At 70.1% G+C, this 24,588-nt stretch carries 26 protein-coding genes and 1 pseudogene; 12 read left to right on the top strand and 15 right to left on the bottom strand.

The genetic code is table 11. The features are described 5' to 3' along the window. From VM306_RS20395 to VM306_RS20370, 6 genes and pseudogenes are all read left to right on the top strand, one after another. Positions 1–388, top strand: a pseudogene (locus tag VM306_RS20395) (dihydrolipoyl dehydrogenase); the annotation flags it as partial. A gap of 51 nt (positions 389–439) precedes the next feature. Next, on the top strand, positions 440–2,200 hold the full coding sequence (gene sucB, locus VM306_RS20390; protein WP_325517348.1) for a 2-oxoglutarate dehydrogenase, E2 component, dihydrolipoamide succinyltransferase: 1,761 nt from the start codon (positions 440–442) through the stop codon (positions 2,198–2,200). 135 nt (positions 2,201–2,335) lie between these two features. Beyond that, the gene (locus tag VM306_RS20385; RefSeq protein WP_325517346.1) at positions 2,336–3,226 is read left to right on the top strand and encodes a TIGR01777 family oxidoreductase; all 891 of its coding nucleotides are present in this window, start codon (positions 2,336–2,338) and stop codon (positions 3,224–3,226) included. Then, entirely contained in the window at positions 3,223–3,801 is a 579-nt protein-coding gene (locus tag VM306_RS20380; RefSeq protein WP_325517344.1) for a phosphatase PAP2 family protein, read from the top strand. Before VM306_RS20385 ends, VM306_RS20380 begins: the two co-directional genes overlap by 4 nt. Further along, the gene (lipB, locus tag VM306_RS20375) at positions 3,758–4,486 is read left to right on the top strand and encodes a lipoyl(octanoyl) transferase LipB (protein ID WP_325517342.1); all 729 of its coding nucleotides are present in this window, start codon (positions 3,758–3,760) and stop codon (positions 4,484–4,486) included. The genes VM306_RS20380 and lipB overlap by 44 nt, the downstream gene beginning before the upstream one ends. Before the next feature lie 42 nt (positions 4,487–4,528). Next, positions 4,529–5,020, top strand: a complete 492-nt coding sequence (locus VM306_RS20370) for a hypothetical protein (RefSeq protein WP_325517340.1) — start codon at positions 4,529–4,531, stop codon at positions 5,018–5,020. 11 nt (positions 5,021–5,031) lie between these two features. On the opposite strand, the gene VM306_RS20365 is transcribed toward VM306_RS20370, so the two are convergent. The 3 genes from VM306_RS20365 to VM306_RS20355 are packed head-to-tail and all read right to left on the bottom strand — an operon-like array spanning position 5,032 to position 7,259. Then, on the bottom strand, positions 5,032–5,964 hold the full coding sequence (locus VM306_RS20365) for an LLM class F420-dependent oxidoreductase (RefSeq protein ID WP_325517338.1): 933 nt from the start codon (positions 5,962–5,964) through the stop codon (positions 5,032–5,034). A 9-nt stretch (positions 5,965–5,973) separates the two neighbouring features. Continuing rightward, complete coding sequence (locus tag VM306_RS20360) at positions 5,974–6,972, bottom strand: CaiB/BaiF CoA transferase family protein (RefSeq protein WP_414672420.1); 999 nt, start codon at positions 6,970–6,972, stop codon at positions 5,974–5,976. After that, complete coding sequence (locus VM306_RS20355) at positions 6,969–7,259, bottom strand: antibiotic biosynthesis monooxygenase family protein (protein ID WP_325517336.1); 291 nt, start codon at positions 7,257–7,259, stop codon at positions 6,969–6,971. The genes VM306_RS20360 and VM306_RS20355 overlap by 4 nt, the downstream gene beginning before the upstream one ends. 93 nt (positions 7,260–7,352) lie before the next feature. Between VM306_RS20355 and VM306_RS20350 the strand changes: the two genes are divergently transcribed. Continuing rightward, positions 7,353–8,147, top strand: a complete 795-nt coding sequence (locus tag VM306_RS20350) for a cyclase family protein (RefSeq protein WP_325517334.1) — start codon at positions 7,353–7,355, stop codon at positions 8,145–8,147. 153 nt (positions 8,148–8,300) lie between these two features. Here VM306_RS20350 and VM306_RS20345 read toward each other — a convergent pair whose 3' ends face one another. The 8 genes from VM306_RS20345 to VM306_RS20310 all read right to left on the bottom strand — a co-directional run bounded on the left by VM306_RS20345 (position 8,301) and on the right by VM306_RS20310 (position 14,952). Continuing rightward, positions 8,301–9,218, bottom strand: coding sequence for an acyltransferase domain-containing protein (locus VM306_RS20345; RefSeq protein ID WP_325517332.1), 918 nt, complete (start codon positions 9,216–9,218; stop codon positions 8,301–8,303). Between the two features lie 65 nt (positions 9,219–9,283). Beyond that, positions 9,284–10,498 carry a ketosynthase chain-length factor gene (locus tag VM306_RS20340; protein WP_325517330.1) on the bottom strand — a complete coding sequence of 405 codons (1,215 nt, stop codon included), beginning with the start codon at positions 10,496–10,498 and terminating at the stop codon, positions 9,284–9,286. Then, positions 10,495–11,763: a beta-ketoacyl-[acyl-carrier-protein] synthase family protein gene (locus VM306_RS20335; protein ID WP_325517328.1), complete on the bottom strand. Its 1,269-nt coding sequence runs from the start codon at positions 11,761–11,763 to the stop codon at positions 10,495–10,497. The genes VM306_RS20340 and VM306_RS20335 overlap by 4 nt, the downstream gene beginning before the upstream one ends. Next, positions 11,760–12,488 (bottom strand): hypothetical protein, encoded by a 729-nt coding sequence (locus VM306_RS20330; RefSeq protein ID WP_325517326.1) that lies wholly within the window; start codon positions 12,486–12,488, stop codon positions 11,760–11,762. The genes VM306_RS20335 and VM306_RS20330 overlap by 4 nt, the downstream gene beginning before the upstream one ends. Next, on the bottom strand, positions 12,489–12,677 hold the full coding sequence (locus VM306_RS20325) for a hypothetical protein (RefSeq protein WP_325517324.1): 189 nt from the start codon (positions 12,675–12,677) through the stop codon (positions 12,489–12,491). 9 nt (positions 12,678–12,686) lie between these two features. Beyond that, a complete protein-coding gene (locus VM306_RS20320; RefSeq protein ID WP_325517322.1) occupies positions 12,687–13,622 on the bottom strand; it encodes an aromatase/cyclase in 936 nt (311 codons plus the stop codon). 28 nt (positions 13,623–13,650) lie between these two features. Further along, a complete protein-coding gene (locus tag VM306_RS20315) occupies positions 13,651–13,902 on the bottom strand; it encodes an acyl carrier protein (protein ID WP_325517320.1) in 252 nt (83 codons plus the stop codon). Positions 13,903–14,142: 240 nt separating this feature from the next. Continuing rightward, positions 14,143–14,952 (bottom strand): AfsR/SARP family transcriptional regulator, encoded by an 810-nt coding sequence (locus VM306_RS20310; RefSeq protein ID WP_325517317.1) that lies wholly within the window; start codon positions 14,950–14,952, stop codon positions 14,143–14,145. 211 nt (positions 14,953–15,163) lie between these two features. Between VM306_RS20310 and VM306_RS20305 the strand changes: the two genes are divergently transcribed. The 4 genes from VM306_RS20305 to VM306_RS20290 all read left to right on the top strand — a co-directional run bounded on the left by VM306_RS20305 (position 15,164) and on the right by VM306_RS20290 (position 20,617). After that, the gene (locus VM306_RS20305) at positions 15,164–15,343 is read left to right on the top strand and encodes a hypothetical protein (RefSeq protein WP_325517314.1); all 180 of its coding nucleotides are present in this window, start codon (positions 15,164–15,166) and stop codon (positions 15,341–15,343) included. Then, the gene (locus tag VM306_RS20300; RefSeq protein ID WP_325517311.1) at positions 15,340–17,604 is read left to right on the top strand and encodes a TOMM precursor leader peptide-binding protein; all 2,265 of its coding nucleotides are present in this window, start codon (positions 15,340–15,342) and stop codon (positions 17,602–17,604) included. The genes VM306_RS20305 and VM306_RS20300 overlap by 4 nt, the downstream gene beginning before the upstream one ends. Before the next feature lie 19 nt (positions 17,605–17,623). Beyond that, positions 17,624–18,268 carry a hypothetical protein gene (locus VM306_RS20295; RefSeq protein ID WP_325517308.1) on the top strand — a complete coding sequence of 215 codons (645 nt, stop codon included), beginning with the start codon at positions 17,624–17,626 and terminating at the stop codon, positions 18,266–18,268. Positions 18,269–18,394: 126 nt separating this feature from the next. Further along, the gene (locus VM306_RS20290) at positions 18,395–20,617 is read left to right on the top strand and encodes a sensor histidine kinase (protein WP_325517304.1); all 2,223 of its coding nucleotides are present in this window, start codon (positions 18,395–18,397) and stop codon (positions 20,615–20,617) included. Positions 20,618–20,621: 4 nt separating this feature from the next. On the opposite strand, the gene VM306_RS20285 is transcribed toward VM306_RS20290, so the two are convergent. Genes VM306_RS20285 through VM306_RS20275 form a run of 3 tightly spaced genes read right to left on the bottom strand, consistent with a single transcriptional unit; the run spans position 20,622 to position 22,705 of the window. Next, a complete protein-coding gene (locus VM306_RS20285; RefSeq protein ID WP_325517301.1) occupies positions 20,622–21,077 on the bottom strand; it encodes an ATP-binding protein in 456 nt (151 codons plus the stop codon). Positions 21,078–21,104: 27 nt separating this feature from the next. Beyond that, the gene (locus VM306_RS20280) at positions 21,105–22,112 is read right to left on the bottom strand and encodes a ketoacyl-ACP synthase III family protein (protein ID WP_325517299.1); all 1,008 of its coding nucleotides are present in this window, start codon (positions 22,110–22,112) and stop codon (positions 21,105–21,107) included. A 5-nt stretch (positions 22,113–22,117) separates the two neighbouring features. After that, on the bottom strand, positions 22,118–22,705 hold the full coding sequence (locus VM306_RS20275; protein ID WP_325517297.1) for a flavodoxin family protein: 588 nt from the start codon (positions 22,703–22,705) through the stop codon (positions 22,118–22,120). A gap of 109 nt (positions 22,706–22,814) precedes the next feature. Here VM306_RS20275 and VM306_RS20270 point away from each other — a divergent pair, with 109 nt between their 5' ends. Then, positions 22,815–23,420 (top strand): response regulator transcription factor, encoded by a 606-nt coding sequence (locus tag VM306_RS20270; protein ID WP_325517349.1) that lies wholly within the window; start codon positions 22,815–22,817, stop codon positions 23,418–23,420. A gap of 24 nt (positions 23,421–23,444) precedes the next feature. Here VM306_RS20270 and VM306_RS20265 read toward each other — a convergent pair. Then, positions 23,445–24,588 (bottom strand): NAD(P)/FAD-dependent oxidoreductase (locus tag VM306_RS20265; protein ID WP_325517295.1); only part of this gene is annotated, 1,144 nt, incomplete at its 5' end.

Genomic DNA, 24,588 nt, shown 5'->3' with positions numbered 1-24,588 from the left:
CCCGAAGGTGATCGACGAGGCGGGCATCCCGCGCGTCACCTACTGCAAGCCCGAGGTCGCCTCCGTCGGTCTCTCCGAGGCCGCGGCCAAGGAGAAGTACGGTTCCGCCGAGACGTTCGTCTACGACCTCGCGGGCAACGGCAAGAGCCAGATCCTCAAGACCGCGGGTGGCGTGAAGCTCGTCAAGGCGCCCGACGGCCCGGTCGTCGGCATCACCATGGTCGGCGAGCGCGTCGGCGAACTCATCGGTGAGGCCCAGCTGATCTACAGCTGGGAGGCTTACCCGGACGACGTGGCTCCGCTGATCCACGCCCACCCGACCCAGACTGAAGCCCTCGGCGAGGCGTTCCTCGCCCTGGCCGGCAAGCCGCTGCACGTGCACGGCTGACCGTTCCCCACACAAAGTCAGCCACACGAGAGCACGAGGAGTCAGCGAACAATGGCCTTCTCCGTCCAGATGCCCGCACTCGGTGAGAGCGTCACCGAGGGCACGGTCACCCGGTGGTTGAAGCAGGAAGGCGACCGGGTGGAGGTGGACGAGCCGTTGCTCGAGGTGTCCACCGACAAGGTCGACACCGAGATCCCCTCCCCCGCGGCGGGCGTCCTGCAGAAGATCGTCGCCCAGGAGGACGACACCGTCGAGGTCGGCGGCGAGCTCGCGGTCATCGGCGACGGTGACGGCGGTTCCTCCGGTTCGGCCCCGGCTCCCGCCCAGGAGTCCGCGCCCGAGCAGGAGGAGGAGCCGCAGCAGACGCAGCCGTCCGGGCAGCAGCCGTCCGAGGAAGCCCAGGAGGCTCCCGCGGCGCCCGCCCCGTCCGGTGGTTCCGCCGAGGGCACCGAGGTCACGATGCCCGCGCTCGGCGAGTCCGTCACCGAGGGCACCGTCACCCGCTGGCTGAAGCAGGTCGGCGACAGCGTCGAGGTCGACGAGCCGCTGCTCGAGGTCTCGACCGACAAGGTCGACACCGAGATCCCGTCGCCGGTCGCGGGCACGCTGCTCGAGATCGTCGCCGGTGAGGACGAGACCGTCGAGGTCGGCGGCAAGCTCGCCGTCGTCGGTTCCGGCAGCCCTGCCCAGTCCGCTCCGGCGCAGGAGAAGAAGCCGGAGCCCGAGCAGAAGCCCGAGCCCGAGCAGGAAGCCCCGGCTCCCGCGCCGAAGCAGGAGGAGGCCCCGAAGCAGCAGGCTCCGGCGCCGCAGGCCGCTCCGGCTCCCGCCCAGCAGCAGGCCGCGTCTTCGGACGACGCGAACGGCGCGCCGTACGTCACGCCGCTCGTGCGCAAGCTCGCGTCGGAGAACGGCATCGACCTGGGCTCGCTCAAGGGCACCGGCGTCGGTGGCCGCATCCGCAAGCAGGACGTGCTCGCGGCCGTCGAGGCCAAGAAGGCCCCGGCTCCCGCGCCCGCCGCCGCTGCTGCTCCGGCCGCGTCCGCCCCCGCCGCCCGCACCGCCGCCCCGGCCGCGGTCGACAACTCGGGCAAGCGCGGCACCGTGCAGAAGCTCCCGCGCCTGCGCCAGATCGTCGCGCAGCGCACGCGCGAGTCGCTGCAGCAGTCGGCCCAGCTCACCCAGGTGTTCGAGGTCGACGTGACCAAGATCGCCCGGCTGCGCAACCAGGCCAAGAAGGCGTTCGAGGCCCGCGAGGGCGCGAAGCTCACGTTCCTGCCGTTCTTCGCCAAGGCCGCCATCGAGGCCCTCAAGGCCCACCCGGTGCTCAACGCGTCGATCGACGAGGAGCGCAAGGAGGTCACCTACCACGGTGCCGAGCACCTCGGCCTGGCGATCGACACGGAGCGCGGCCTGCTCAACGCCGTGATCCACAACGCCGGTGACCTGAACCTGTCCGGCATCGCCCACAAGATCGCTGACCTGGCGGCGCGCGCCCGCTCGAACAAGCTCACCCCGGACGAGCTCGCCGGTGGCACGTTCTCGCTGACCAACCTCGGCAGCAACGGCGCCCTCTTCGACACCCCGATCATCCAGCAGCCGCAGGTCGGCATCCTGGGCGTCGGCGTCGTGAAGAAGCGCCCGGTCGTCCTGACCGACGAGGACGGCAACGACACCATCGCGATCCGCTCGATGATGTACCTCGCCCTCACCTACGACCACCGCCTGGTCGACGGTGCGGACGCGGGCCGCTTCCTCACGACGGTCAAGAACCGTCTCGAGGAAGGCGCGTTCGAGGCCGACCTCGGTCTCTGACCAGCAGTAACATCTGATATATCGGATATCGCCTGAAGGCCACCCCGGTTCGCCGGGGTGGCCTTCGGCACATTCGTGCCCTTCTGTCCGATGCGTGGCTGTGCAGGTGAGCGCCGGGTGCGGAACGATCTGGGCATGCGGGTTGTGATCGCGGGATCGTCGGGCCTGATCGGAACGAGCCTGGTGGCGTCCATGCGCGCCGCCGGTCACGAGGTGCTGCGGCTGGTGCGCCGCAAGGCCGCCGCGCCCGACGAACGCGGCTGGGACCCGTACGCCGGACGCGTCGACGATGGCACGTTCGACGGTGTCGACGCCGTCATCAACCTCTGCGGCGCGGGCATCGGCGACAAGCGGTGGGACGACGCGCGCAAGCAGGTCCTGCACGACAGCCGGGTCGTGCCGGCCGAGGTGCTGTCGGCGGCGGTCGTCGAGCACGGCGTGCCGGCGCTCATCAACTCGTCGGGCGCCCACTTCTACGGCGACACCGGCTCGCGGCTCGTGGACGAGGACGCGCCGGGCGGGCACACGTACATGGCGCGGCTGACCCAGGACTGGGAGGCGGCGACGGCCGCGGCGCAGGAGGGCGGCGTACGGGTCGTGCTCATGCGCACCGCCGTCGTCATCTCACCGTCGGGCGGTGTGTTCGGCCGGCTGAAGCCCGTGTTCCAGCTCTTCCTGGGCGGCAAGCTCGGGACCGGCACCCAGTTCTTCCCGTGGGTGTCGCTGGACGACGTCGTGTCCGCGTACCGGTTCGTCACCGAGCACGACGAGATCCGCGGGCCGGTCAACGCCGTCGCGCCCACGCCGGCGACGAACGCCGACTTCACCAAGGCGGCCGGGGCCGCGCTGAACCGGCCGACGCCGTGGGCGGTCCCTGCGTTCGCGCTGAAGGCGTTGCTCGGCGGCGAGATGGCGCAGGAGCTGCTGCTGACCGGGCCCGGCCTGACGCCGAAGGTGCTGGAGACGCACGGGTTCACGTTCCTGCACCCGGCACTGCCGTCGGCCCTGAACGCGGCGGTCGCATGACTCGTGCTCTCGCCGCCGTACTGGTGATCTCGTGGGTCCTCCTGGGACTGCCCGAGACGACCCCGCTCGACGTGTGGGTGCACGACGCGCTCCCGCGCCCGGAGTGGCTGCGGACGGCGGCGTTCGCGGTGAGCCTGGTGATGGGACCGACGATCGGGTGGGCGTTCGCGGCCGTGCTGTTCGTGCTGGCCTGGCGGCGGCGCGACCCGCGGTTGTGGAAGGCGCTGGCGCTGCACGCGCTGTGCTGCGCGACCCTGCTGACGAGGTTCCTGTTCGACCGCGTGCGTCCCCTCGAGTACCACCTGCCGAGCTACCCGAGCGGGCACACGGTCGCGGTCGCGTCGGTCGGCTTCACGATGATCGTCCTCGCGAAGCGCGGCGTGCTGTGGTCGGCGCTCGCGGTGCTGGTGGCCGGGTTCGCCAGGATCGTGCTGGAGATGCACTGGGTCACCGACGTCATCGGCGCCGTGCTGGGTGTGACGGGCGTCGGGCTTTTGGCGGCCATGGCTCTGGGGTTGGTAACGTCGGGTCGTGAACTCGTGCCGCACCTCGTCAGACCCCGCCGTCGTCCGTGAGCTGGGGCTCATCGACTACATGGCGGCGTGGGACCTCCAGAAGGAGCTCGCGGAGGAGCGCGCGAACGGCACCGGCCCGGACACGCTCCTGCTGCTGGAGCACCCGCCCGTCTACACGTGCGGCCGGCGCACCCTCGACGAGGAGCGCCCGCGCGGTGGCAGCACCCCTGTCGTCGACGTCGACCGCGGCGGCAAGATCACCTGGCACGGCCCCGGCCAGCTGGTCGGCTACCCGATCGTGCGGCTGTCCGAGCCGATGGACGTCGTCGACTACGTCCGCCGCGTCGAGCAGGGCCTGATCGACGTGTGCGACCGGCTCGGCGTGCACACCGGCCGCGTCGAGGGCCGCAGCGGCGTGTGGATCCCCGCCGACGACCGCGGCCCGGAGCGCAAGGTGGCCGCCATCGGCATCCGCGTGCAGCGTGGCGTGACCATGCACGGTTTCGAGATCAACTGCAACGCGAGCCTCGACGCGTTCGGCGACATCATCCCGTGCGGCATCAAGGACGCGGGCGTCGCCTCGCTCTCGCACGAGCTCGGCCGGGACGTCACGGTGGCCGAGGTGCTGCCGCTCGCCCGTGACGCTGTGCTCGCGGCGCTCGACGGAACGCTCCCCCTGACGGACCGCACTTTGACCCGCTCTGGACCCGTCGCTCCGGGTATCACCTTCGCTAGCAGTCCGTAGCCCTGCGGCGGGGATCCGCGGGAACTCGGAGGAGGGTGCGTCGTGAGCTTGTCCCGACGCCAGTTGTTCACGGCTGCCGGTTTCGCGGTACTGGCAGGCGGAGCCACCTCGAACGGACCGGCGGCGGCCGCTCCCGTTCGCACGTGGTCAGGCGAGATCCAGATCGCGGAGTGGGAGCGGTACTACCTCGGGCTCGACGGCGGTGCCCACCAGAAGGCGCTCAGCGCGCTGGGAATCGCCCATCGCGACGGTGTTCGCGCTGATGAGCCGTACCTGCTGGTGCCGGTCGAGTCCGTCCGGCGTGCCGCGCTGGAGTTCGGCGACCACGCGGCCGCCGACGTGCTGCGCGACCGGTTCGACCTCGGTTCGCCGTCGATGCTCGGACGCGGGCTGAAGCTGGTGCTGGGCGAGGACGGGCTGGAGAAGCGCTACCTCGACGACCCGGTGCTTCAGCTGCGATACATCGGATATCGGCGGCGCTTCGCGAACCACGTGCTGCCGATGCATCCAGCGGTCCGCGAAGCACTCGCCTGATATCCGATGTATCAGACCAGCTGAGGCACGACGTCCATCGCGACCTCGTTGATGTGGTCGAGGTCGGACAGGTCCAGGACCTGCAGGTACACCCGCTGCACGCCGGTGGCGTCACGCCACTGGCCGAGGCGGTCGACGACCTCGGCCGGGGTGCCTGCCAGCCCGTTCTGCCTGAGCTCGTCCACCTCGCGGCCGATCGCGGCGGCACGGCGGGCGACGTCGGCGTCGGTGCGGCCGACGCACGCGACGAGCGCGACCGACCGGATGATCTCCTTCGGGTCGCGGCCCATCTCGGCGCACGCGGCGTCGACGCGGGCGTACTGCTCGACCGCCTGGTCGATGCGGACGAACGGCAGGTTGAACTCGGTGGCGTAGGAGGCCGCGAGCGCCGGGGTGCGGCGAGCGCCCATGCCGCCGATCAGCACCGGGACGCGGTCCTGCGCCGGCTTGGGCAGCGCGGGCGAGTCGGTGAGCGAGTAGTGCTTGCCCTCGAACGAGAACGTGCCGCCGAGCGGGGTCTCCCACAGGCCGGTGATGATGGCGAGCTGCTCCTCGTAACGCTCGAAGCGCTCCCCCAGCGACGGGAACGGGATGCCGTACGCGGTGTGCTCGCCCTCGTACCACCCGGCGCCGATGCCGAACTCCACGCGGCCGCCGGACATCTGGTCGACCTGGGCGACGCTGATGGCGAGCGGACCGGGGTAGCGGAACGTCGCGGCGGTCATCAGCGTGCCCAGGCGGATCCTCGTCGTGTCGCGGGCCAGGCCCGCGAAGGTGATCCACGGGTCCGTCGGGCCGGGCAGCCCGTCGACCGACCCCATGTGGAGGTAGTGGTCGGAGCGGAAGAAGGCGCCGTAGCCGGCGTCCTCCGCCGTCCGGGCCACGCGGAGCAGGTCGTCGTAGCTCGCCCCCTGCTGGGGCTCGGTGAAGATGCGCAGTTCCACGAGGTGAATCTAGTCCGTGGAAAAGCGCGGCGCAGGGACGGCGGCGCCTTCGTGCGTGAACACTCCGCGCGCCACCAGGTGCGGGTGCGCGGAAGCCTCCTCCAGCGTCAGCACCGGCGTCACGCAGGCGTCGGACGACGCGAACACATCCGCCCATTCGTCGCGGGTCCGCGTCAGGAACACCTCGGCGAAGGTCTTGCGCAGCAACGGCCAGCCGTCGCGGTCCATCTGCGGCGGGAGGTCGTCGGCCTCCAGCCCCAGACCTGCCAGCAGCAACGCGTAGAACTGCGGTTCCAGCGAACCGACCGCGACGGAACGGCCGTCCGCGCACTCGTAGATCGAGTAGAACGGGCACCCGCCGTCGAGCAGGTTCGCCTCCGGCGCGTCCTCCCACACCGACTGCGCCTTCATCGACCAGATCATCTGCGCGAGCGACGCCACCCCGTCGACGATCGCCGCGTCCACGACCTGGCCGCGTCCGGTGCGCTGCCGTTCCCACAACGCCGCCAGCACTCCGAGCACCAGGTACAGGGACCCGCCGCCGAAGTCGCCGACGAGGTTGAGCGGCGGCTTGCCGATCGCGTGCAGGACGCCGGTCACCGACAGGTAGTTGATGTCGTGCCCGGCGCGCTGGGCCAGCGGGCCGTCCTGGCCCCAGCCCGTCATCCGCGCGTAGACCAGGCCGGGGTTGACCGCCAGGCAGTCGGAGGGCCCGAGTCCCAGCCGCTCCAGCACTCCGGGGCGGAAGCCCTCTATCACCACGTCGGCCCCGGAGATCAGCGACAGGACCGACGCGCGGCCGTCGGGGGACTTCAGGTCCGCGGACACCGAACGCCTGCCGCGCAACAGGAAGTCGCGCGAGGCGTCCGGAACCACGGACAGGCCGCCGGACGGGCGCTCGACGCGCGTGACCTCCGCGCCGAGGTCCGCGAGCAGCATCGCGCCGTGCGGACCGGGCCCGATGCCGCCGAACTCGACGACCTTCAGGCCCGCGAGCGGACCCATCACGCTTCGAACGTGAGACGGGGGGTGAAGATCGCGCCGGTCGACTCGGCCAGGCCGCGCATCGCCTTGGCGTGGTTGCCGAAGTCGGGGTGCCCCAGCGCGGCGCGCAGGGCGTCGGCGCTCTCCCACAACGCGATGTTGACGTAGGAGGCCGGGTCGTCGAGCTGCCGCGACAGCGTGTACCTGATCAGGCCCGGCTGCTCGCGCAGGAAGGCCGCCGTCTCGTCGAAGGCCTTCTCGAACTCCTCGGAGTCACCGGTGAGCGTGAAGCGGTTGACGAAGGTGATCATGAGAAAGCTCCTCCAGGAACGGTGTCAGGCTGGGAAAACCATGCCCACCGCCTCTTGAGACGTGCTCAAGGAACGCCCGCCACGCTCTGCAGCATGCGCATCATCGATCTGTCTTCCCCCATTGACGCATCCGCGTACGAAGCGGACCCGGTGACGCACGAGGTGCTCACGGCCGCCCAGGGTGCCGAACACATGGCCGAGCAGCTCAAGGCCCGGCTCGGCATCGAGTTCGACGTGTCCGTGCTGCGGGACTCGGAGTTCCTCACGCTGGACCGGATCAGCCTGACCTCCCACACCGGGACGCACGTCGACGCGCCGTCGCACTACGGCTCGAAGACCACGTACGGCAACGGGATCCCGCGCCACATCGACGAGATGCCGCTGGAGTGGTTCCACAACCCCGGCGTGAAGCTCGACGTGCGCGGTCACGGCACCGGCGCCATCGGGCCCGAGGTCCTGGAGAAGGAGTTCGCCCGCATCGGCTACACGCCGAAGCCGATGGACATCGTCGTGCTCGACACCGGTGCCGCCGAGCACGCCGGCACCCAGACCTACTTCACCGACTACACCGGACTCGACGGCCCCGCCACGAACCTGTTGCTGGACCTGGGGGTCAAGGTGATCGCGACCGACGCGTTCAGCCTCGACGCGCCGTTCCCGGACATCGTCAAGCGCTACCTGCAGACCGGCGACCAGAGCGTGCTGTGGCCCGCGCACTTCGCCGGCCGCGACCGCGAGTACTGCCAGATCGAACGCCTGTCGAACCTGGAGGCGTTGCCGGACTTCGGGTTCACCGTCGTCGCGTTCCCGGTCAAGATCAAGGGTGCCGGCGCCGGCTGGACCAGGGCCGTCGCCCTGCTCGACGACCAGATCTCAAGTGAGAGCTGAATCACGGTACCTACCTTCACAGGTATGGATAACAGTGATTGGCCACCGGAGAACGAAGACCACATCGTCCGCGGAATCGACTGAGCACCGCCAAAGGGCCGCCCTCACCCGGAGTCATCCGATTCCGGAGAGGACGGCCCTTTTATAGTTGTGTCACGCCAAACGGGCGCGAGCGGTCTCCAGGGAGTCCACGGCGTCCAGCAACGGCAACACCTGCGAGGCACCGGACCGCACGGCCTTGGTGCGGCGCGCGAACGACGTCAGCGTCTGACCGGGACCGGCTTCCACCAGCAGCACGTCGTACATCGCGACGAGCTCGTTCAACGCCGGTCCGAAGTAGACGGCGTCGGTCAGCTGACGTGTCCAGAACCGCGCGGACAAAGCGTCTTCAGCGGTCATCAGCTTGCCCGTGTACCCGGAGTACACCGGCATCGACGGCGCGACGGGGGAAGCGCTCCACGACGCCAGCGCCTCGTCCACGGCCGGCTGCATCGCCGGGCTGTGGAACGGCGTCGACGCCGGCACCGTCACGACGATGTACTCGTCCGCCTCCAGCCGCGCCCGCACGCGGGCCAGCGGCGCATCGGACCCGGCCAGCATCGTCTGCCGCGCGGAGTTGACGGCGGCGATCGCGACGTCACCTTCCAGGTACGGCAGCAGGTCCGCCTCGGAGGCCGCGACGGCGAGCATGCCGCCGGACGGGATCGGCACGGCGGACAGCACCCGGTCCCGCACCAGGGAGACCGCTTCCTCCACGGAGAACACGCCCGCCAGCGTCGCCGCGACGACCTCACCGGCGGAGTGCCCGATCAACGCGACGGGCTCCACACCCCAGGAGAGAACGGTGCGCCCCAACGCGTAGTCGAGCGCGAACAGCAACGGCTGCGCGCGCGACACGTGGTCGATGTCGTTGCCCGCCAGCCAGTCCTCGCACGCGAGCGAACCCACTTCGCCGAACAGCTCGAACACCTCGTCGACCACCGAGGTGAACACGGCATCGGTGCCGTACAGGGACGCCGCCATCCGCGGGTACTGCGACCCCTGCCCGGGAAACATCAGTGCTACATCCACAGAAAGCCTCCAGAGACGGCTCGGGGGCCGCGAAGGTGTCCCTTCGCGGCCCCCGAGGCCTGACATCACCTGTACTCGCGGACCACCATGGCGGAGTTGTAGCCGCCCTTGCCGCGTCCGAGCACCAGCGCGGCCTTGATCTTGCCGTGCCGCGCCTCGTTCATCACGAGGTCGAGCTCGTACTCCGGGACGACGTTCTCGACGTTGATGGTCGGCGGGATCGCGCTCCAGTAGATGGAGAGGATCGCCGACGCCACGTCGAGGGAACCGCCACCGGCGAAGAGACGCCCGGTCATGGTCTTCGGGGCCGTCACCGGCACGCCGTACGGCCCGAAGATGCCCTTGATCGCCTCGGCCTCGGCCTTGTCGAGCTCCGGGATGCCCGCCGCGTCGGCGAACACCACGTCGATCTCCGAGGCGTCCATGCCGGCGTCGCGCAGCGCGAGCTCCGCCGCCCGCTTCAGCCCCGGCTCCCGCGACGGCATCTTCGAGTCGAACGTCGCGGCGTACCCGACGATCTCACCGTAGATGCGCGTGCCGGGACGACCGGCCGCCGACTCCGGCGTCTCGACCACCATGATCGCGCCGCCCTCGCCCGCGACGTACCCGGAGGCGTCGCGGTCGAACGGCAGGTAGGCGCGCTTCGGGTTGTTGTTGCGAGACAGGCAACCCGAAGCCTGGTGGGCGACCCACGCCCACGGGCACAGCGAGGAGTCCATGCCGCCTGTCAAGGCGAGCTGGACGCCCTTGCGCAGCTGGCGCCGTGCGTGACCGATGGAGTCGATGCCACCGGCCTGCTCGGACACCACCACCGCGCCGGGACCGCGTGTGCCGTGGCGGATGGAGATCTGGCCCGTGTTGACCGCGTAGAACCACGCGAACGACTGGTACGCCGAGACGTACTCCGGGCCCTGGTGCCACAGCTTCTGCAGCTCGCGCTGGCCGAACTCGTACCCGCCCGCCGTCGCCGCGGTGATCACCGCGATGTCGGTGTCGGGGATGTCGTTCGGCTGCACACCCGCGCCGCGCAACGCCCAGTCCGTGCCCACCAGCGTCAACCGCGTCATGTGGTCCGTCTGCGGCAGGAGCCGGCCCTGCAGGTGCCGGCCTGCCTCGAAGCCCGGCACCTCACCGGCGATCTTCGCCCAGTAGTTGGCGCTGTCGAACCGGGTGATCGGCCTGATCGCCGCCTCCCCGTGCAGGGTCGCCCGCCAGTACGCGGTCGGCCCCAGCCCGTTCGGCGACGCGATGCCGATTCCCGTCACCACCGCACGAGTCACCGGCCTGCCCCTTCCACCTTCTTGAGCACCATGGCGCTCTGGAATCCACCGAATCCACTGCCCACGGTGAGGACCGTGTTGACCTTCTTCTCCCGCGCGACCAGCGGCGTGTAGTCGAGGTCGCACTCGGGGTCCGGCTCGTGCAGGTTCGCCGTCGGCGGGATGAGGTCCTGCTCGAACGCCAGCAGCGAGCCGACGATCTCCAGGGACCCGATCGCTCCCAGCGAGTGCCCGATCATCGACTTGAAGCCGGAGACCGGGGTCTTGTACGCGTGCGCACCGAGGCTGCGCTTGAACGCCGCCGTCTCGTGCAGGTCGTTCTGCTTGGTGCCCGACCCGTGCGCGTTGATGTAGCCGACGTCCGTGGCGTCCGCCCGCGCCTGCTTCAGCGCGATGTTGATGGCGTCCGACATCTCGATGCCCTCGGGGTGCAGGCCCGTCATGTGGTAGGCGTTGCACCGCGAGGCGAAGCCGCCGATCTCACCGTAGATGTGCGCGCCGCGAGCGCGGGCGTGCTCCAGCTCCTCGAGCACGATGATCGCGCAACCCTCGCCCAGCACCAGGCCGTCGCGGGTCTTGTCGAACGGGCGGCACGCGGTGGTGGGGTCGTCGTTGCGGGTGCTCGACGCGCGGATCACGTCGAAGCACACCACGGTGATCGGGGAGAGCGGGGCCTCGGTGCCGCCGGTGACGACGACGTCCGCGGAGCCCTCCATGATGAGCTCGGCGGCGTACCCGACCGAGTCGAGACCGGAGGTGCAGCCCGTGGAGACCACGGAGACCGGTCCCTCGGCGCCCACTGTCCACGCCAGCTCCGTCGCCATCGAGGACGGCGTGAAGTAGTCGTAGAGGTGCGGGACGGCGTAGGAGGCGTCGACCTCCCAGTACTTGCCCCGGTCGGAGCCGACGATGAACTCGCGCTCCAGCGAGGTCGTGCAGCCGACCGCGGTGCCGAGCGAGACACCGATGCGGCCGGGGTCGAGCTGGTCGAACTCGATGCCCGAGTCGGCCATCGCCTCGCGGCCGGCCACGACCGCGAACTGCGCGGCGCGGTCGAGCCTGCGGATCTCCTGAGGCGTGAGGCCTTCGCGCACGGGGTCGAAGTCTGCTTCACCCGCCATGCGGGAGCGGTACGGAGACGCGTCGAAGTGCGTGATGTTGCGAGTCGCCGTACGCCCTTCGGACAGCAGTTTCCAATACGCCTTCGTTCCGATGCCACCAGGTGCGACCACGCCCACCCCGGTGATGACGGCGCGACGACTCATCGGACACCTCCAATCGCCTTCTGTGCGGACACGGTCTGCTCCAATCTCGGACAGGGCACGGGAGCGACACCTGTTTCTGCCGAATGAACCGATGGTGGATCGACCCGATCGAGGCCACCTCGAACGACGGCGTAGGACCCCTGCACGAGGACCGCCCCCGCATCGGCCGCGAGCAGCTGCTTCGCCGCCGAGCCGCCGTCGTCGTGACAACCGAAACCAAGGGGCACACCGGTTTCCGCGACCGTCCCGACGATCTCGCCGATCTGGTCCGGCCACAACTCACCCGCTGTGTCGTGCAGCAACACGGTTTCCGCCCCAGCCTCCGCGGCGGTGAGGACGACCTCCAGAGCGTGCTCGGGGTCGGCCAGCCAGCCGTCGAAGAAGTCCCGCGCCTCGACGACCACTCGTCGTTCGGCGCGCACGAGTTGACGCACGGCCTCCCGGACCACCAGGAGACCGTGCCCTTGGACAACTACCGTCACCGCGGGCGTTTCCGCGGCGAGCAGTGCGGCGAGGTCCTCCGCACCGCCGGAAGCGACGAGGGTGGCGACCCGCAGCCGGAGCTCGGCCGCCGCCCTGCCGAAGAACGTTCTGGGGTAGGACGACCGGGCGGGACGTCCTCCGTCGACGAACGCGACGCCGAGCGCGTCGAGGCGCCGCGCCGCGGCCAGTCTGTCCGGGATGGACGGACCGGCGCGGCGCAGCGAGATGTCGTAGAGCTTCATCTAAAACCCCGACAGCAGTACGCGGGAGGCCTCGATCTCGTAGGCGCAGGGCGCCACGTCCGAAGACGGGCAACCCCGGCGCTGGTGTTCGACCGCGGCCTTCTCCAGGTACATGGACACGACGTAGAGCCCGTTGCGGCTTGCAGCGCGTGCAGCGGCGATGAGCAAGTCCGCGCCACCCAACCCCATCGCGTCACCTCATCCGTTCTCCGCGAATTCCTTCGCGTGCCTCAGGGTCGTGAGGCTGTTGGTGCCCAGCGCGTGACGGATGAGCTCACGAGCGCGCTCGATCGTCCCGTCGGCCCCCAGGACCTCAGGGACCACCTCGGGCCGGATGACGACCGTGTGGTGCGAGGTCGCCTCGATGCCGGCCTCGATGCCGTCGCCGATGTCCTTGAACGTCCACCTGCCGACGTGCGCGGCCATGATCGGCGGCGTGTGCGTCTGCTTGTAGACGATGCCCTCGTACGGAGTGCAGACCCGCACCGAGTGCGTGGTGTGGATCGACCCGTCCGGGCTGCGGGTGTCCATCTCCATGGACTGCACCCCGGTGACGGCTTCCTTGAGGTCCAGCCGTGCCACGTGCGGCAGGCGCTCCGGCCACAGGTCCGACCGGTACAGGAACTCGTAGACGTCCTTGCGGCTCGCGTGGATCGTGATGCTGTCGGAGAACGACAGCACCAGCTTGTCGTAGTCGTCGCCGTACTCGGCCGCCCGCTTCAGAGCGGCCAGCTCGGCGTCGCTGTTGTTATTGACGGCGTTCAGGATGAGGTCGACCGCCTCGGGCTGGGCGGCGGTGAAGTGGTGGAGCAGATCGACCCGCGTCGCCGAGTCGGCGATCGGGACGATCCGCCACTCCCCACCCATCGTCTTCACCGGTGCCGCCGAACGCTCCTGCTCGAAGGAGATGTGCAGGTTCGCCGGGTCGAGCTCGCGACGGGACGTCCACGTGCGCACGTCACCGTTGGCGAACGCGTGCAACCGCAACCGCTCCGTCGAGCCGTCCCGTTCGAACACCTCGGCGTGCACCGTGGGTCCGAAGATGTACGGCCAGGTCGTCACGTCCGCGACCAGGTCGTACACCACCTTGGCGGGAGCCCCGATCATGACCGTGTGCGTGGTGGTGTGCGTCATGTCCGTCTCCGTTCCCGAGTCGCCGGCGTCAGGCCGCGATCTGTCCGTTGACCTTGTCCAGCAACTGGCGCGGCGTCTCGATGTACGCCATCTCGTCGTCGGCGACGGAGGCGCCTGTCTTGCGCTTGATCAGCGCGACCGTCTCCAGCAGGGCGAGGGAGTCGAAGCCCAGCTCGAGGAACGGGATGTCGAGAATGTCCTGGCCCGGCTTGAACGAGTCGTCATCGCCCGCGGCCTCGTTGAGGATCTCCTTGAGACCCTCGATGGTCAGTGCGCTCACGGCTAGCTTCCTTTCCTCCAGCGGGCGAGTTCTCGCGCGCCCACGACTGAGGTTGCCAGCGCACGCCTGTAAGCCACTGGAGGAGTCCTCGAAGAAATCGTTGAGACACAAAGGAAAACGGCCCCCGCCACAGTGTGGCGGGGGCCGCTGGAGCCGAACTCAGGGCCTGTTCCAGGGGGCTCGTTCGATGAGAGTCGCGGCTGAGGTGGTTCCTGGCGGTGCGGGCCCCTGGAACAGGCCCTAGGCGAGAAGTCTCTGCAATTGACGCGTTTCCGCGCTGTCCAGGCGCGGGTCGGACGTCAGGATGGCGCGCTGCAGCGTCTGAAGGCGCGACGAGGGCTCGACACCGAGCTCCTCGATCAGGGTGTTGCGCAGGCCCTTGAACGCGTCCAGCGCCTGCCACTGCCGGCCGGCGCGGAAGAGCGAGATCATGTACTGGGCGCACAGGTTCTCGTTCATCGGGTTCTGCACCGTCAGCACGGAGAGCTCGCTGAGCAGGGCCTTGTGCTTGCCCAGCCGCAGCTCCGCGTCGATGCGCGTCTCGAGTGCGCCGAGCCGGGCCTCCTCCAGGCGCACGACCTCGATGCCCAGCGGCATTCCCGGTCGCACGTCCACGACGGCCGGGCCGCGCCACATGTCGAGCGCCTGGCGCAGCAGCCGGGACGCCGAGGCGTAGTCCTCCACCTCGTAGGCCTGCTGGCCCGCGCGGCCGAGGCGTTCGAACTCGTGCACGTCGACCGAGTCCTGCGGAACGTCGAGCAGGTAGCCGCCGTAGCGGGTGACCAGCACCTCCTTCGCGCCGGTCTCACCGGACGCCGACAGCGCGTCGCCGATGAGCTTGCGCAGCTGCAGGATGTAGGTCTGCAGGGTGGTGCGGGCGCTGCGCGGCGGGCGGTCGCCCCACAGCTCCTCGATCAGGGTGGGAACGGACACCACCTGACCGGAGTGCAGCGCGAGCAGCGCGAGGATCTGCCGTGGCTTGGCCGCGGTGGGAGTCACCGAGCGACCGTTCACCTTGGCCTCGACGGGCCCCAGGACCTTGATCTGCATCGCGACTCCTCCTTCGATTCCGAGCACGTGGTTAGTCTGCTCGGACCAACGGGGCGGCGTTAGTGCACAGGCCATCGATGTCAGGTGAGTTCTGCCCGTGCCGGGTATGAAAACTTCATACCAAGGCGCATTAGCCGGTAACTACCGGGCCATTAGCGGGGATCCGCATCATTACCCACATCGAACGAAGCCCAAACATCGGAGATCCGAAATGTCCGCCACGACCGTGCAGCACCTGGCTTCCGTCCCCTCGATCACGGACGACTCCGACGACATGAAGATCTACCAGCTCGACCGTGAGGCGTCGATGGACTGGTGGATCATCTACAACTCCGGCACCTGCTCGCCGGGCAGCGAGTACCAGGCGCATGACGAGGTTCTCGCGGCATGAGACACGAACTGGCTGAACCGGGCGAGCAACGCATCGGGTTCAAACGACACCTCCGACCGCAGATCGTGCAGGGAGAAGCCGTCTACCTGTTCGGGGAAACAGGGGTCACGGCCATCGCCGGTACCCACGTCGAGACGCTGGCGCCGTTGCTCGACGGCACCCGCGACCTCGCCGCGCTGCTGCGCGACGTTCCCGCCGACCTGACCGCCGACAAGGTGGCCAGGATGCTCACGCGGCTCGCCGCGGCGGGCCTGATCGGCAAGCGCGGCACCGAGGACGGTTCGGCCACGACGGAGGCCTCGCTCGCGTACTGGGACGCGGCGGGTCTCGACCCCTCGGACGCGGCGGAGGCGACGACGACGTCGCTCGTGTCCGTGGTCGCGATCGGTGACACCGATCACGAGGCGATCGCGGAAGCGCTGCGCCGCAACGGACTGACGGTCACCTCGGGGAGTGCTGACCTCACGGTCGTGGCGTGCGCCGACTACCTGACCCCCGAGCTCCGCGACATCGACGACGCGCACCGCGCGGCCGGCACGCCCTGGTTGCTGGTCAAGCCGGTGGGAGCGCAGGTGTGCGTGGGTCCCTTCTTCTCCCCCGGCGACGACGGCCCCTGCTGGCGTTGCCTCGCCACCCGGCTCTCGGTCAACCGGAAGGCGGAGGCGCACGTGCGGGCGCGCTGCGGGCAACGGGGCCCGGCACCGCGTCCCACCATCGGACTGCCGTCGCTGCGGGCGATGGCGCTGGAGATCGCGTCGGTCGAGGCGGCGAAGTGGCTGGCGGGAATCCGCCACGAGACGCAGCGGTCGATCTGGAACTACGACAGCCTCGCCATGAAGGTCACCCAGCACGAGGTGCGGCCACGTCCGCAGTGCTCCGGTTGCGGTGACCCCCGGATTGTCGCGCGCAGGGCGTTCGAGCCGGTCGAACTCACGAGTCGCGTGAAGCGCTCCTGCGACGGCGGCGGCCACCGGTCGTCGTCGCCGCAGGAGGTGCTCGACACCTACCGGCACCTCATCGGACCGGTCACCGGCGTCGTGCGGGAGATCCGCCGCAACGACCAGGGACCGGCGTTCTTCAACTCGTTCGTGTCCGGGTCGAACCTCGCGGCCGCGGGCGAGGGCGTCGAGGGACTGCGCTCGGCGCTGCGGGCGGACACCGGCGGCAAGGGCGTGACGCCGCTCGACGCCGAGGTCGGCGCCCTGTGCGAGGCCGTGGAACGGCGCAGCTGCGCCTACTTCGGCGAGGAGGCGCGGGTGACCGGCAGCTACACCTCGCTCGGCGACCTCGCGATCCACCCCGGCTCCGTGCAGCTGTACCACCCGCGCCAGTTCGAGGACCGCGAGGCGTGGAACGCGCGGCACGCCGCGTTCCAGCACGTCACCACGCCGTTCGACGACGACGAGGTGATGGACTGGACTCCGCTGTGGTCGCTCACCGAACAGCGCCACAAGTTCCTGCCCACCGGAATGTGCTACTTCGGCGCCCCCTGTCCGCCGAGCGTCACGTCCGACTCCAACGGCTGCGCCGCCGGCAGCAGCCTCGAAGACGCTGTGCTGCAAGGGCTTCTGGAGCTCGTCGAACGCGACGCCGTCGGCATCTGGTGGTACAACCGCACGCCGGTGCCCGGTGTGGACCTGGACTCGTTCCACGACTCGTGGATCGACGAGCTCCGCGCCGTGCACGCGGGCATCGGCCGCCAGGTGTGGCTCCTCGACGTCACGTCGGACCTCGGTGTCCCGGTGATGGTCGCGGTGTCGCGGCGCACCGACGGGCACCGCGAGGACATCATGTTCGGCTGCGGCGCCCACCTCGACCCGCGGCTCGCCGCACGGCGCGCGCTCACCGAGCTCAACCAGGGCATGCCCGCGATGTGCGAGCCCGTGGACCTGTCCAAGTTCGACGTCGATCTGCGACGCTGGGTCGAGAACACGGCGCTCGCCGACAACCTCTGGCTCGCACCGGACCCGTCCGCGCCCGCCCGTGACGCCCTGCACCACGGCCACGTCCACCGGGACGACCTGGCCGACGACATCAGGGCCCTCCAGGACGTGCTGGAGGCCAAGGGCATGGAAGTGCTGGTGCTGGACCAGACCAGGCCTGACATCGGGCTTCCGGTCGTGCGGGTGGTCGTGCCGGGGCTGCGGCACTTCTGGTCAAGACTCGCTCAAGGACGACTCTACGACGTACCCGTACAACTGGGACGACTGGCGCAACCTCGCCGCTACGACGAGATGAACCCCGTCCCACTGTTCATGTAACTGCCAGAGCGGAGGCGCCGTGGTGCCCACCCAGTCGCACGTCCCGACCGGCCGCCCGTTGTGGTCGTTGCTGGAGGACGCCTTCGTGGACGAGGGTGGCGACAGCATCACCGTGCACGGCAGGTGGGGTGCCATCGAGATCGCGGACACCAGCCCGCTCGTGCGCGAGGCCCTGCAGCGGATGAGCCTCGGGCCGGTGGCGCTCGAGAACATCTCGGCGCTGCACGAGAACTTCATACGCTGGAAGACCGGTTCCGGGCCGTGCCTGATCTGGCGCAAGCTCAAGAACACGCTCGACCAGCTGGGCGGGTGCCTGGTGCCGTCGCTGGGCCTCAACGACGGCGCGGGGCCGATCCTGTCGGTGGTCGCCGTGACGCGCGAGGCCGTGTTCGGGTTGCCGCACATCGCCGACGACGACGTCGTCACGATGCGGCGCGGCACCGAGATAGAACGGCTGAACGGCGACCAGGCGCTCGCGTGCGCGGGGCAGCAGTACCAGGTGATCCTGCACAGCGCGCCCGCCACGGAGATCGCGAAGTGGTTGCTGGACAGCGCAACCACGATCACGGAGGTCGCGGACGCCCTGAACCTGAGCAGGACCCTGGTCTCCGACGTCGTCGCCTATCTGGCGGGCGCCGGGCTCGTCGTCCCGGCGAGGCGATGAGCCGACGTCATGTTGCTCCGATCGAGGATCCCAAAAATCGGGCATTCCCAGGAAGCGCCCGTATCATGGCCGCGTCCCGACCCTCGCGTGGGAGCTGCTGTGACGCTGCGACAGGAACGCTCATCGGTGTCCCGTCGTTTGGCGTACGTCGTGATCAGCGTGGTGTTCGCCGGCTACCTCGCGAACGCCTTCTTCTACGTCCTGCAGGCCGGTGCCACCCCGGCGCGGATCGCGGGCTCGCTCGCCTGCCTGCTCTCCATCGGGTACCTGCAGCTGCGGGTGTTCTCACGGCCGAGCGCGGACCTGCGGTCGGCCAAGGCCCACCTGGCACTCGGCGCGCTCGCGCTGCTGGTGTTCGTGCCGGTGCTGTTCTTCCCCAACGCGTGGGCCGGCATGCCCGGCTTCCTCGCCGGCAGCGCCCTGCTGGTGCTGCCCGGTCGCGTGCGGTGGTTCGTGTTCGGCGCGGTGGCGCTGGCCAACGCCGCGACCAAGATCGGCCAGTACGAGATCGGCCTGCTGTCCTACTACCTGGTGTCGTCGATGGTCGCCGGCCTGGTCGTCTACGGCCTGTCCCGGCTGCCGTCGCTGGTGAAGCAGCTGGAGAGCGCCCGGTCCGAGCTCGCCGACCTCGCGGTGTCGCAGGAGCGGCTGCGGTTCGCCCGCGACCTGCACGACCTGCTCGGCTTCAGCCTGTCGGCGATCACGCTGAAGGTCGAGCTGGCCCGCAGGCTGATCGGTGAGCACACCGACCGCGCCCTGCGGGAGCTGGCGGAGATCCTCGGCATCGCCCGCGAGGCCCTGACGGACGTTCGTGCGGTGGCGTCGAGCTATCGCGAGCTGTCACTGACCGACGAGATCGAGTCGGCGCGGTCCGTGCTGACCGCGGCGGGTGTCACGACGACGCTCCAGGCGGAGCCCGCGGAACTCTCCCCGCGCTCCCGGACCGTGCTCGCGGCGGTGCTGCGCGAGGGCGTGACGAACCTGCTGCGGCACAGCCAGGCCACCCGCTGCTCGATCACCATCGGCCGCACCGGCAGGACTGTGTCGATCGACATCGTCAACGACGGCGTCCCCGCACGGGCCGACGGCGACAGGGGCAGCGGTCTCACCAACCTCGCCACCCGCACCAACGCCATCGGTGGCTCGCTCCTCGTCCACGCCTCGCCCACCGGCACCTACCGGCTGCACGCCGAGGTGCCGGCCGATCCGGCACCCGAGGAGCCCGCGCGCGAGCCGCGCCTGGCCAGCCTGCCGATCGAGACGCGGTTCGCGCAGGTGCTGCTGACGGCCGTGGTGGTCGGCTACGGCGTGATGGCGACGACGCTGGCGGCGTACGACTACGCCACGGTCGGTGCGCCCGGGATCGCGGCCGCCGCGGTGAGCAACGTGGTGATCGCCGTGCTCGTGCTGGGCGTCGTGAGCCGCCCGCACGTCCCGCCCAGGCTCGGCTACGCGGCGCTGGCGGGGCTGGCGGTCTGCGTGTACGTGCCCCAGTTCGTGTTCAGCAACCCCTATGTCGGCGGTGTGCCGGGCTTTCTCGCCGGATCGGCGGCGCTGCTCCTGCCCCGCCGGCTCAACTGGGTGGCGTTCGTCGCGGTGGTCGCCGGGCAGGCCGTCATCGCCAGGGCCGTGGGAGAGGACAACGTCAGCGTCGAGTACTTCGTCATCGCCGCGACGAACCACGGACTGGTGCTCTACGCGTTGACCCGGCTGCGGTCCATGGTGACCGAGCTGCACGAGGCGCGCGAGGAGCTGGCGATGGCCGCGGTGACGCAGGAACGGCTGCGGTTCGCCCGCGACCTGCACGACCTGCTCGGCTACAGCCTCTCGGCCATCACGCTGAAGAGTGAACTCACGCACCGGCTCGCCACGATCGACCCCGGCCGGGCGCGGCAGGAGCTCACCGAGGTGCTGGAGATCTCGAGACAGGCGCTCGCGGACGTGCGGTCGGTGGCGCTGAGCTACCGCGAGCTGTCGTTCGACGAGGAGACCCAGTCGGCGCAGGCGCTGCTGGCCGCGGCCGACATCGACGTCACCGTGCGGATCGACGCGTGCGACGGGCTGCCCACCGAGGTGAAGGTGACGCTCGCGACCGTGCTGCGCGAGGGCGTGACGAACCTGCTGCGCCACAGCAAGGCCGAGCACTGCGAGATCGTGCTGGAGAGCTCGCGGCACCTCGTCACGATGGACATCGTCAACGACGGGATCCCCACGAACGACCAGAGGTCCCGCGACGGCAGCGGGATCGGCAACCTCACCACCCGCGTGCGCGCGCTGGGCGGCGACCTGCAGGCGGGTCTCACACCCGAGCGCACCTACCGGTTGCGCGCGGAGATCCCGATCCTCTGAGGCCTCACGGCCGGTCGAACAAGCTCAGTTCGTCGTCGTCCGGAGCCTCGAAGACCCGCTCGTACCCGGCCAGCATCTCCCGGGTGATCACCGCGGTCGTCCCCTCGCGGTTGCGGGCTTCGAGCCGGCGCACGAGCTCCTCGAACGGCACGGCCAGGTAGCGCAGCTCGACCGCGGCGCCCAGCGCGCGGGCCATGTCCCGCAGCTCGTCGCGTTCCGCACGGCTCCAGAAGCCGCACTCCAGGACCACGTCCTGGCCGAGCCGCAGCAGGTCCCGCGCGAGCCCGCGGAACCTGCGCTCGAGGCGGTCGCGGAAGGGCTCGTCGAACAGGTCGGCCCCGAGGTCGGAGATCCACTCGTCCGGGCAGAGGCGAACAGCGGGAACCTCGCGTTCCAGCCGCTTCGCCAGGGTGGTCTTGCCGGAGCCCGGCAGGCCGCACAGCAGGATCAGCCTCGGCACGGGCCCATGGTCGCACGAGTCCGCGCCTCACAGCATCTCGATGACCGCGCAGCCCCAGCTGTAGCCGGCGCCCACGCCGAACATCACGATGCGCTGGCCGGACGTCGCCTTGCCGGTCTGCACGAGGTGGTCGAGGCTCGCGAACTGGTCACCGGCGCCGAGGTGCCCGACCGTGCGGCTCCACGACCACGTGGTGCGGTCGGCGTCGAGGTCGTACGGGCGCAGGTAGTTCACGTCGAGGCGCCGGCGGCCGAAGTGCGGCAGGATCACCCAGTCGGCGTCGCCGATCTTCATGTCGGCGTCGGACAGCGCCTGCTCGACGGCGAGCGCCTGGCCCGCGTTGGCCTTGTTGATGCCGTAGGCGAGGCCGAACTCGCGGCTGAACGTGTGCTTGGCCTCCTCGAAGTCCACCGGGATGCGGTGCGAGAACGGCGCGAGGCCGAACGGCACGTCGCCGCGGTGCAGCGGTTCGAGGTCGGAGTCGGCGTTGATGGCCAGCGAGAGCAGCTGGGCGTACCCGCCGCGGGTGGACAGCACGATGGCCGACGCGCCGTCGCCGTAGGGCGTTCCGGGGTCCGTGCGCCACCGGTCGATGCCGGGCAGGCAGAAGCGGTCCGAGGACGTCAGCAGGGCGTCGCGGCCGGGCCGCGCGGACAGGTAGGACACCGCGAGGTCCATGGCGGCGAGGCCGCCGTTGGACATCTGCCGGATCTCCAGCGCCAGGCAGGAGTTCCGCACCGTCTCGCGCTGGATGTAGGAGCCGACGGGCCACAGGTCCTGGCCCTGGTGGTAGGTGGTGGCGTGCAGGATCAGGTCGACGTCGTCGGGCGCGGATCCCGCGCGTGCCAACGCCACCCGTGCCGCCTCGACCGCCATCTCGGCCGCCGACTCGTGCGGGGACACCGAGACGGACTCGACGTCCGTCCGCGCGACGAGCTTCGGCTCGCACTCCCCCGATGCGATCGCGTCCGCGACCTTCAGGGTCGACGGCAGGCGCACCCCGTTGCCACTGACGAAAACATCCTTCACTCGCACCGCGGTCAGACCTCCTTCAGCGCGCGTGCGATGCGCACGACGCGTTCCGCCTGCATTTGGGCCGCCTGCAACGCCATCTCGTCGACAGGCATGTTGTCCGCGCCCAGAACGTGAGAGGTGCCGTAGGGGTTCAGGTCACCGCCGGGAGGCACGATGATCCCGCCGAAGTGGCAGACCATGTTGTAGATGGACACGAGGGTGGTTTCCATCCCACCGTGCATACTTCCGCCGGAAGTGAAGGCGGAGTAGACCTTGTCGGCGAGCAGGCCGCTGAACCACGCGGGCCCCAGCGTGTCGATGAACTGCTTGAGCTGTGCGGACACGTTGCCGAAGCGGGTGGGCGTGCCGAACACGACGGCGTCGGCCCACAGCACGTCGTCGACCGACGCCACGGGCACGTCCGCCGTCTCCTCCAGGTGCGCGGCCCAGGCGGGACGGGACCGCCACGCCGCCTCGGGGGCGAGCTCCGCGGCCCGCACCAACCGCACGTCGGCGCCGTTCTTCTCCGCTGTCTCGGTGATCTCCGTGGCAAGCCGGTGGATCGTTCCCGTCGAGGAGTAGTACACGACCGTCATGTTGACGCTGCGTTCCATGACGCATCCCTTCGCGAGGCAGCTCGCCTTCACCCTTACCGGGTCGCCTCGACGCGGCGTGGAGCGCGACCTGAACGTCGGGAGATATGGTGTCGCGCGGAGGGGCGCGATGATCAGGGTTCTGCTCGCGGAGGACATGCACATGGTGCGCGGTGCTCTCATCGCGCTGCTCAACCTCGAACCGGACATCGAGGTCGTGGCCGAGGTGAGCTCGGGCGACAAGATCGTGCCGACCGCGCGTCAGCACAGCCCCGACGTCTGCGTGATCGACATCGACCTGCCGATCCTCGACGGGCTGAGTGCCGCGACGACGATCCGCGAGACGATGCCGCACGTCAGGACGTTGATGCTGACCTCGCTCGGCCGGCCGGGGACGTTGCGCAGGGCGCTGGCCGCGCGAGTGGACGGGTTCCTGCTCAAGGACGCGCCGCCGTCGGAGCTCGCTGATGCGATCCGCCGCGTCAACGCGGGAGAGCGCGTCGTGGACAGCCAGCTGGCCCTGGCCGCGTGGGACCGCGGCGAGTGCCCGCTGACCGACCGCGAGCTGGAGGTGCTGCGCCTCGCCGCGAACGGCGCCGACGCGCCGGACATCGCTGTCGCGCTGTCGCTGTCGGTCGGCACGGTCCGCAACTACATGACGACGATCATGACCAAGCTCAACGGCCGCAACCGGGTGGACGCCATCCGCATCGCCGAGGAAGCCGGCTGGCTGTAGCCCCTGCTCCGCGGACGGCATCGCTCACGCCGCCTTCTGCTGGCTGGCGCGCAGGTCGAAGCCCGGCTGGGCGACGATCTCCGGGGTGAGCCGGTTGCCGCCCTCCAGGATCCGGCGCCCCATCAGGAAGTCGATCGGCCGGTTGTAGGCCTCGATCCCGATCAGCCGGTCGTCCTTGAAGCAGAACACCGAGAACCTGCCCTCGGCCGGGTCGCCGACGGTGACCGTGCGGTCGTGGCCGTTGGTGAGGCCCGCGGTCTGCAGCTTCACGTCGTACTGGTCGCTCCAGAACCACGGCAGCGCGGTGTAGGGCTCCGCGCTGCCCAGGATCGCCGCCGCGACCGTCGAGCCCTGGTCGGTGGCGTTCTGCACCGACTCCAGGCGGATCAGGCCGCCGGCGTGCGTGCTGGCGAACCGCGCGCAGTCGCCGACCGCGTAGACGCGCGGGTCGACGGTGCCGAGGTGCGCGTCGACGACGATGCCGTTGTCGACCGCGAGCCCGGCGCGCTGGGCGACCTCGGTGTTCGGGACGACGCCGATGCCCGCGACCACGAGGTCCGCGACGAGCACCGTGCCGTCGGTCAGTTCGACGAGGCCTTCCCTGACCGCGGCGACACCCGTCCCGGTGAGGATCTGGACGCCTTCGCTGCGGTGGCGGTTGACGAGGTGCTGGGCCGTCTCCGCGGACACCGCCCGTTGCATCACCTGCGGCTGCGCCTCGACGACGGTCACCTCGTGGCGCAGTTTCCGCACCACGGCCGCGAACTCGAGGCCGATGAACCCGCCGCCGATGACGACGACGTCGAGCCCGATCCGTCCGTCGAGCCTGCGCTTGATCGCGTCCGCGTCGGCGACCGTGCGCAGGTTCAGCACGTGCTCCGCGCCGGGGATCGGCAACGGCCGCGGCCGCGCGCCCGTCGCGAACACGAGGTGGTCGTAGCCGACCGTGCGGGCACAGCCCAGCACGGCGACGCGCGCCTGGCGGTCGACCCCGATCACCCGCTCGCCGCGGATGAGCTTGATGCCGCTGTCCTCGTAGTACGAGTCCTGCCTCAGGACCAGCCCGGCGAGGTCGGTCTCCCCCGCCAGGTAGGCCTTCGTGAGCGGAGGCCGCTGGTACGGCGCGGCCTGTTCGTCACCGATGAGCGTGATGGGGCCGCGGGGGGGC

The organism is Lentzea sp. (assembly GCF_035525475.1).
In the GTDB taxonomy this organism is placed as follows: Bacteria; Actinomycetota; Actinomycetes; order Mycobacteriales; family Pseudonocardiaceae; genus Lentzea.
Note: the sequence above shows the minus strand (reverse complement) of the source record. Positions and strands in the feature narration are given on the sequence as shown.

What these genes read in the sequence shown, in the direction of transcription:
- sucB (WP_325517348.1), top strand. Translation starts at nt 440, where the DNA reads ATGGCCTTCTCCGTCCAGATGCCCGCACTCGGTGAGAGCGTCACCGAG.
- VM306_RS20385 (WP_325517346.1), top strand. Translation starts at nt 2,336, where the DNA reads ATGCGGGTTGTGATCGCGGGATCGTCGGGCCTGATCGGAACGAGCCTG.
- VM306_RS20380 (WP_325517344.1), top strand. Translation starts at nt 3,223, where the DNA reads ATGACTCGTGCTCTCGCCGCCGTACTGGTGATCTCGTGGGTCCTCCTG.
- VM306_RS20355 (WP_325517336.1), bottom strand. Translation starts at nt 7,259, where the DNA reads ATGATCACCTTCGTCAACCGCTTCACGCTCACCGGTGACTCCGAGGAG.
- VM306_RS20350 (WP_325517334.1), top strand. Translation starts at nt 7,353, where the DNA reads ATGCGCATCATCGATCTGTCTTCCCCCATTGACGCATCCGCGTACGAA.
- VM306_RS20335 (WP_325517328.1), bottom strand. Translation starts at nt 11,763, where the DNA reads ATGAGTCGTCGCGCCGTCATCACCGGGGTGGGCGTGGTCGCACCTGGT.
- VM306_RS20330 (WP_325517326.1), bottom strand. Translation starts at nt 12,488, where the DNA reads ATGAAGCTCTACGACATCTCGCTGCGCCGCGCCGGTCCGTCCATCCCG.
- VM306_RS20325 (WP_325517324.1), bottom strand. Translation starts at nt 12,677, where the DNA reads ATGGGGTTGGGTGGCGCGGACTTGCTCATCGCCGCTGCACGCGCTGCA.
- VM306_RS20320 (WP_325517322.1), bottom strand. Translation starts at nt 13,622, where the DNA reads ATGACGCACACCACCACGCACACGGTCATGATCGGGGCTCCCGCCAAG.
- VM306_RS20310 (WP_325517317.1), bottom strand. Translation starts at nt 14,952, where the DNA reads ATGCAGATCAAGGTCCTGGGGCCCGTCGAGGCCAAGGTGAACGGTCGC.
- VM306_RS20305 (WP_325517314.1), top strand. Translation starts at nt 15,164, where the DNA reads ATGTCCGCCACGACCGTGCAGCACCTGGCTTCCGTCCCCTCGATCACG.
- VM306_RS20300 (WP_325517311.1), top strand. Translation starts at nt 15,340, where the DNA reads ATGAGACACGAACTGGCTGAACCGGGCGAGCAACGCATCGGGTTCAAA.
- VM306_RS20275 (WP_325517297.1), bottom strand. Translation starts at nt 22,705, where the DNA reads ATGGAACGCAGCGTCAACATGACGGTCGTGTACTACTCCTCGACGGGA.
- VM306_RS20270 (WP_325517349.1), top strand. Translation starts at nt 22,815, where the DNA reads ATGATCAGGGTTCTGCTCGCGGAGGACATGCACATGGTGCGCGGTGCT.